Below are 7756 nucleotides of genomic sequence, written 5' to 3' on the forward strand. Positions count from 1 at the left end.
ATAACTTAGGCCTACTATTAAAAACCAATAATAATGGAACGATAAATGTTTAAACAAACCCTAGCATGTGCTGTTCTTGTAGCACTTAGCGGCTGCTCAGAGCCAACTAATACCGTCACTAATAAAGAAGTTAAAGCACCTATGAGCCAAGCAAATTCAGTAAACTACCCAGTAACTAACAAGGGTGATGTAGTAGATAACTACTTTGGCGAAACACTGGCCGACCCATATCGCTGGTTAGAAGATGATATGAGCGCAGAGACTGCCAGCTGGGTTAAAGCACAAAACAAGGTAACCTTTTCGTATTTAGAGCAAATTCCTTATCGCGATAAGTTAAAGCAGCGTCTTGAAAAGTTAATGAACTACGAAAAAATAGGCGCTCCCTTTACCGAGGGCGATTACACCTACTTTTATAAAAACGATGGCCTGCAAAACCAGTATGTTTTATACCGCAGTAAAGAGGGCGGTGACGTTGAGGTGTTTTTAGATCCAAACAAATTTAGCGACGATGGCACTACATCTATGTCGGGACTGTCGTTTTCAAAAGATGGCTCATTACTCGCGTATCAAATATCGGAAGGCGGCAGTGATTGGCGCAAAATTATTATTATAGACACGCAAACTAAAGAGCAAGTGGAGCAGGCTTTAGTTGATGTGAAATTTAGTGGCATAGACTGGTTAGGCAACGAGGGTTTTTACTATTCTAGCTACGATAAACCTGAAGGCAGTGAGTTGTCGGCTAAAACCGATCAGCATAAAGTGTACTATCACACCTTAGGATCTGCTCAAGCAACCGATAAGCTGGTATTTGGTGCAACCGATGAGCAAAAACATCGTTATGTAGGAGCTGATGTAACGCATGATGGTCGTTATTTACTTATTTCGGCTAGTACTTCTACTTCGGGTAATAAACTATTTATTAAAGACTTAACTCAAAAAAATAGCGAGTTTGTGACTATTGTAGGAAACACTGACTCAGATACATCGGTTATTGATAACGAAGGTAGTAAGCTGTTTTTAGTGACTAACTTAAATGCCCCAAATCAAAAAGTAGTAACGGTAGATGCAGCTGATCCTGGTCCGCAAAACTGGCAAGACTTTATTCCCGAAACCGAAAATGTATTAAAGCTTACTAAAGGCGGTGATACCTTTTTTGCAAATTACATGGTTGATGCTATTTCAAAAGTGAAACAGTACAACAAAAAGGGTGAGCTAATTCGCGATATTACCTTGCCGGGTGCGGGCACAGCGGGTGGCTTTAGTGGCAAAAAAGAGCAAACAACGCTGTATTACTCTTTTACCAATTATAAAACCCCAGGAACGACTTATACGTTTGATGTAACTACGGGAGAGTCGGGTGTTTATCGTAAATCTGGGGTTGATTTTAATAGTGACGATTACACCTCTGAGCAGGTGTTTTATAACTCAAAAGACGGCACTAAAGTACCTATGATAATTACCTACAAAAACGGTATAAAGTTAGATGGTTCAAACCCAACAATTTTATACGGTTATGGTGGGTTTAATATTAGCTTAACGCCAAGCTTTAGCCCAACGACTGCCGCGTGGCTTGAACAAGGCGGCGTGTATGCGGTGGCGAATATTCGCGGTGGTGGTGAGTACGGGAAAGAGTGGCACAATGCAGGCACTAAATTACAAAAACAAAATGTATTTGATGATTTTATTGCCGCAGCTGAGTACTTACAAAGCAAAAAGTACACATCTAAACAGCGTTTAGCTCTACGTGGTGGCTCAAATGGTGGCTTATTGGTAGGCGCAGTTATGACCCAGCGACCTGACTTATTTCAAGTAGCGCTGCCGGCTGTAGGCGTACTCGATATGCTGCGTTACCATACATTTACTGCAGGCGCAGGCTGGGCGTACGATTATGGAACCAGTGAGCAAAGCAAAGAAATGTTTACTTATATAAAAAACTATTCACCGCTGCATAATGTAAAAGCGGGCATAGAATCCCCTGCAACTATGATAACAACAGGAGATCATGACGATAGAGTAGTGCCTTCGCACTCATTTAAATTTGCTGCGGAGTTACAAGCTAAACAAGCGGGTACAAATCCTACGCTTATTCGTATTGAAACAAACGCCGGACATGGCGCAGGCACACCAACGAGTAAAATTATTGATTTGTACGCCGATATGTATGGCTTTACGCTTTATAACATGGGAGTTAAGTCACTTTAATTACGACTTTTTCAAAGTGAAGTAACCACAAAAAAACCGAGTAAATTAACTTACTCGGTTTTTTATTAATCGTTTATAAGCCACTCATTATTGAACGGGTGAAAACAGCCGTTGATAGGTTTTATAGGCGTATTCATCACTCATACCACTGAGGTAATCGCAAATAATACGCATACCTTGGTTTTGTTTTTGCGCCTCTATGTACTGGGCTTGCGTGGTTTCGGGTAATAACCGCAGCGGATCGCTGGCAAATGCGGTAAATAATTCAATTAGTAGGTTTTGCCCTTTAAACTCAATTTGTTGCATTTTAGGATTGCGAATTAAGCGCTGAAACACAAAGTGCTTAAGTATTTGCAGTACACTTTCGTACTGAGTTTCTAGCTTGGCTGTGAATTTTAAAATAGGGCATTCGAACGCTTCGTTTTGCACATCTAAATGAATATGAATGATAAAGGTATTAACCAGTTCGCCTATGGCATCTTTGCGCTCAAAATCATGCTTTGAAAACAGTCGTAAAGTGAGTGATTCGAGCATGTCGTTTAACCAGCTAAAGTTAAGCGCCTGCAGTTGTGGTAATGCATGGGTTTGCCAATCATCAAGAGTGAGTACTTTGGTGGCTATGGCATCTTCTAGGTCGTGTACCGCATAAGCTATATCGTCGGCGTGCTCCATTATGGCGCTATCGAGCGATTTATAGCTGGTTTTAGCGCGGTACTTATCTATTACCGTGTGGTTGCTTAACAAGGTTTTATCGTTTTGACTCAAGGGCTCTATTATCCAATTGAATATAGCCGCATCATCGTTATATAAGCCTTTAGCTGGTCGCCAATCGTCTGCTTTAATAAATGCGCGCTCAGGGTTTGCTTTAGGAATAGTGTGCCAAAGCTCATTTATAAATGCAGGGTATTTTATAAAGCCTAGTAAGGTACGGCGCGTAAGGTTCATACCATGGCCGTCGCTGTATGGTTCAAGCTTGGCAACAATACGCAGCGTTTGCGCGTTGCCTTCAAAACCACCGTGTTCGCGCATCATATAATTAAGTGCAATTTCGCCGCCATGACCAAACGGTGGGTGACCAATATCGTGGGCTAAGCATAGGGTTTCTAGTAATCCGGTTGACGGAAAATGGCTAAAGTCGCTGTGTTGTACTTTTAAATGGCGCAGTATGCCGGTGCCAATTTGCGACACTTCTAAGGAGTGAGTAAGGCGAGTTCGGTAAAAGTCGTTTAAGCCAATACCCATAATTTGGGTTTTAGCTTGCAGACGCCTAAACGCAGCAGCATGAATAATACGAGAGCGATCAACCTGCCACGGTGAGCGATTATCATTAGGGCGATGTTTATATTGTTCTATAATTCGGCTTTGCCACTGTTTGTCCATACTACTGACTCGTAATTAGTTAATAACGTTAGAATATACCCATGAACTATAAATTGCGAGTGCACACGTTGTACGGTATTTACGCAGTTAGTGAAAATTCGCCTTTATAAAGTGGCTTAGGTATAATAACGCTTCGTATGTATGTGCATTACCCATACATAATTTAAAGTTTTATTGAGAGAGTACATGTTAAAAAACATTATAAAGTTTTTATTAGCCGCATTTTTTATTTGGGCACTGGCGTTTCCTTTTTTACAAAGTGACGAGGGTGATTCAGATGAGCAAACAAGTTCAGAGCAATCTACAAAGAAAAAGAAAAAAGAAAAACCGCTGCACAGTGTAACGCTACCAAAGTTTTCTGAGTTTGCGGATGTAAAAGATAAAAAACGGGCATTTTTTAACTTTATTAAACCGCATGTAGAAGCCGAAAATAAAAAGATTTTACAGCAACGCGCTAATTTAGAAATTGCCCGAATGATGCTCGAAAACGACTTACCGTTAGACGAAAAACAAAGCAATGATATTGTTAAAATATTAAAGTCGTACGACCTACCCACCACAGTAGATAGCTTCACGCTTAAACAAGCACTTCGCCGTGTAGACGTGATCCCTAAAGAACTAGCCCTAATGCAAGCTGCTAATGAGTCTGCATGGGGAACATCGCGATTTGCACGTATTGGCCTGAACTTTTTTGGCCAGTGGTGTTATTCAAAAGGCTGCGGTATGGTCCCTGGTAGACGCGATACCGGTGCTGCACATGAAGTGGCTGCGTTTAAGTCGGTGCGTGCTGCGGTTAATTCTTACTTTAAAAATATAAACACCCATAATGCTTATAAAGAGCTGCGATCTATTCGCGAAAACTTACGTTTAGAACAACAACCCATAGCAGCAACATTATTAACGCAGGGTTTAATGTCGTATTCAGAGCGTGGTGAAGCGTATATAGAAGAGCTAAACACTATGATTAACCAAAATAGAGCCTACTTTGATGAATAAAAGTGTATTAAATATAGTGACAGCACTGTCGTTAACACTACTGAGTGTTACAGCATTAAGTGCCTCTGCTAGAGAGTTTGTAATGTCGTACGATGGCTTTTACGATCGCTTAAAAGTGGTTAATAAAGGTGATTTTCAATATGCGCGAGTTAATTTTTATATTAGCGATATTGGCACTAACGAAGCCTGTGCGATTAAAAGTGGCACAATTTTAACCGAAAATAACGAGTACCCGCTCAATTACACCGAACAAGCGCAATTATTGCTGCCTTTTGATAAGCAACTTGATACAGACAAAGCCGTTATTGTGGTGCAACCGCAAAACCCGATACATGACTGTCAGTTAAAATTACAAATAGAAGCGAATGAACTTGAAGGCTTAAGTTTTACTAAACAGTCGTTATTTACTATACACACTGAACTTGACGAACTGTTGGCTGATTTATCGGGATTTTTTGTTAGTAAATTAATGTGGTTTTTATTACCAGAACAAAAAGGCGTAGTTGTTACCTTTAAAAAACCAATGCATTTTGATGATGAAAGCATTGAGTGTAAAAAATCAGTGTGCTATTTCGCTGTTGCAGATAATTGGCAAGACGATACTAAAGAATTAGCTGATATTGCAGATGTTATAAAAGTAACACCTTGGATAAGCAAATAAATATAATGTTATAAAAATTACTTAAAGCGGCTTTTGCCGCTTTTTTATTTAGTAACCTTAACTCTGGTTAAGAGATTTACTAACGTATTGGCTAACTACTTTGTCGCGGCCTGTTTCTTTTGCAAGGTATAGGTGTTTGTCGGCGTGTAATAATAGATCCTTTATATTTAGCTGATTAATAGTGGTACTACTAACACCGGCACTAACAGACAGAGGTATGGGTTGATCATTACAATAAAATGGTTGCTGACGAATATTAACGCTTAATTGCTCTGCCAAGCTATTTGCTTGCTCAAGCGTATAACCATTAAGCAACACAGCAAACTCTTCTCCCCCTATTCGCGCTGTTATGCCAATATTCATAAATAATTGGCTGATATGTTGCGCTATCCATTTTAATGCTTGGTCGCCTACATCATGGCCATATTTATCGTTTACATGCTTAAAAAAATCTATATCTAACATAATTAAAGCAAGGGTATGATTTTTATCGGCTGTATTGGCCTTAATGTTTTTACAGGTAGAGAAAAATCCGCGACGATTTAATAATTGCGTTAACGAATCATTGTTTGCCAAGTTAATAAGCTTAGATTCTGAATTTACAAAAATAATAAAAGGCAAAACTAAAGCACAGAGTGTGGTAATAAAAAGGTGCGCTATTAATAGTATGTGTAACTGGGGCTTAAAGTCATCATTATTTGAGGTTATAAAGGGTAGCAACAATAAAATTGCTTGTCCTAACATTACTAAGCTATGTGTTACTAAGCCTATTATAAGTAATCGTTGCTGTAATTTAGCAGCGCAGTGTGTTTTTAATAAAATAAAAGCGCCGTATAAAAATAAAACGGCAACCATAAAGCTTGTTAGTATTTGGCTTAAAACATGATTGTATACAAACACGAGTAATAAAGCGCACAAGCCATAAAGGTAAGCTAAAGGCGTTAAGTTTATTACAGCTTTGTTGTTAAACTTATTCAAGCCGATTACAAGTAATAGTGGGCTCAGTATAATAAATAAGTTTGCCAGGTAGTGAGTTAGCCAAGGGTGGTTTAGCTGTTCTTTAAAGCTCACAAGTAAAATAGCGGTGGCAAACGAGATACAAGCACCGCCAAATAACAAAAAGCTAGTTGTTTTTTTGTGCAGGTAAAAAGAAGTAAACAGTATACCTATCAGTAAGTTAAAAATAAAAGATAGGCTAATTATAGTCGGTAAGTGCAGCATGTTGTAAGTACTCTTAAATATAAAGTGGCAGAGCAATTCGCTGCGTCCGTGTATTATATACTGTTATAAAATTTTAAAAATCGTTGTAAAGCATTGTATTTATAACTAAATAAGAATTTATAAATGCTGAATGACTGTGCTTATACTAAACTCTCTAATGCCGAATCAATATCAGAAAAATGAAATCGGTAGTTATGCTCTAATGCTTTTTGGGGTAAAACATATTGTCCGGTAATGAGCAGATCAGCCATTTCGCCCATTAACAGCTTTAACACAAGCGCTGGCATAGGAATTAGTGCGGGTCGAGATAACGCCTTACCTAAACTTTTACTAAATACTTTACTGCTGACAGGATTTGGCGCCGTTGCGTTAATAGGCCCAGTCATATTTTTATTTTTTATAATAAATAATATTAACTGTGTCATATCGTCAATATGGATCCACGACATACCTTGCTCGCCATTGCCAATAGGGCCGCCTAAACAGAGCTTAAACGCCGGTAACATTTTGCTCAAAGCACCGCCTTTTTTTGCTAATACTATACCTGTGCGCAGTAAACACACACGGGTACTAGCTGATTGAGCTGCTAATGCTGCGTTTTCCCAGTCTTTACAAAGCTGGTGGCTAAACTCATCGTGGGGTTTATTATTTTCTTCGTCAATTGGGGTAATGCCTTGGCGACCATAAAAACCAACAGCACTGCCTGATATAAACGTATGCGGTGGGGTATCGGATGTAGCGATTGCGGCAGAGATTTGCTTTGTTAGTTCAATGCGGCTATCGCGAATAATCGATTTTTGCTTATCACTCCAGCGCTTATTTACAATGGGCTCACCCGCGAGGTTAATTACTACATCAATATTATTAAAATCAACCGCTTCTATGTTGGTAACTGCATTTATTTTATACCCTAAAAGTACGTTTGCTTTTGTGGGGTTACGGCTTAGTACAGTAACACTATGATGATGGGTTAAAAAAGGACAAAGGTGTTGGCCAATTAAGCCAGTAGCTCCAGTAATAAAAATATGCATAACACAGCCTTATTTTTTAAATGCTAGCAAGTGTTTAAAATTTATACTCGCTAGTGCTTGGTTTTGCAAATTTATACGTGTAATGCAGTTTTATGATCACTTAGTAAATATTTCATTTTATTAGCTTTTGCCTTACACTAAAGCCTAGGGCGTGTTGATCTTTGTGGTATGAAAAACAAACAGCATGAAGATAAGGTATAATTGAATTCGCCAGAAAACTTTACACCGAACCTACATGCCAAGATTAATGTTAACAGACGGGACA

General features: G+C 39.0%; 6 protein-coding genes. 3 read left to right on the forward strand and 3 right to left on the reverse strand.

Annotated features, from left to right (window positions below; genetic code table 11):
* Positions 1-45 precede the first annotated feature (45 nt).
* Positions 46-2202, forward strand: coding sequence for a prolyl oligopeptidase family serine peptidase (locus I6E78_RS11030; protein ID WP_197182495.1), 2157 nt, complete (start codon positions 46-48; stop codon positions 2200-2202).
* 87 nt (positions 2203-2289) lie between these two features.
* Here I6E78_RS11030 and I6E78_RS11035 read toward each other — a convergent pair whose 3' ends face one another.
* The gene (locus tag I6E78_RS11035; RefSeq protein ID WP_197182496.1) at positions 2290-3582 is read right to left on the reverse strand and encodes an anti-phage deoxyguanosine triphosphatase; all 1293 of its coding nucleotides are present in this window, start codon (positions 3580-3582) and stop codon (positions 2290-2292) included.
* Between the two features lie 186 nt (positions 3583-3768).
* Here I6E78_RS11035 and I6E78_RS11040 point away from each other — a divergent pair, with 186 nt between their 5' ends.
* Entirely contained in the window at positions 3769-4578 is an 810-nt protein-coding gene (locus I6E78_RS11040) for a glucosaminidase domain-containing protein (RefSeq protein WP_058373220.1), read from the forward strand.
* Positions 4571-5239, forward strand: coding sequence for a DUF2987 domain-containing protein (locus I6E78_RS11045; RefSeq protein WP_197182497.1), 669 nt, complete (start codon positions 4571-4573; stop codon positions 5237-5239). The genes I6E78_RS11040 and I6E78_RS11045 overlap by 8 nt, the downstream gene beginning before the upstream one ends.
* A 57-nt stretch (positions 5240-5296) precedes the next feature.
* Here I6E78_RS11045 and I6E78_RS11050 read toward each other — a convergent pair whose 3' ends face one another.
* Positions 5297-6460 (reverse strand): GGDEF domain-containing protein, encoded by a 1164-nt coding sequence (locus I6E78_RS11050; protein ID WP_197182498.1) that lies wholly within the window; start codon positions 6458-6460, stop codon positions 5297-5299.
* 140 nt (positions 6461-6600) lie between these two features.
* A complete protein-coding gene (locus I6E78_RS11055; protein WP_197182499.1) occupies positions 6601-7491 on the reverse strand; it encodes a TIGR01777 family oxidoreductase in 891 nt (296 codons plus the stop codon).
* Positions 7492-7756 lie beyond the last annotated feature (265 nt).

This window comes from Pseudoalteromonas sp. NZS127, from assembly GCF_015864805.1.
Lineage (GTDB): Bacteria > Pseudomonadota > Gammaproteobacteria > Enterobacterales > Alteromonadaceae > Pseudoalteromonas > Pseudoalteromonas nigrifaciens.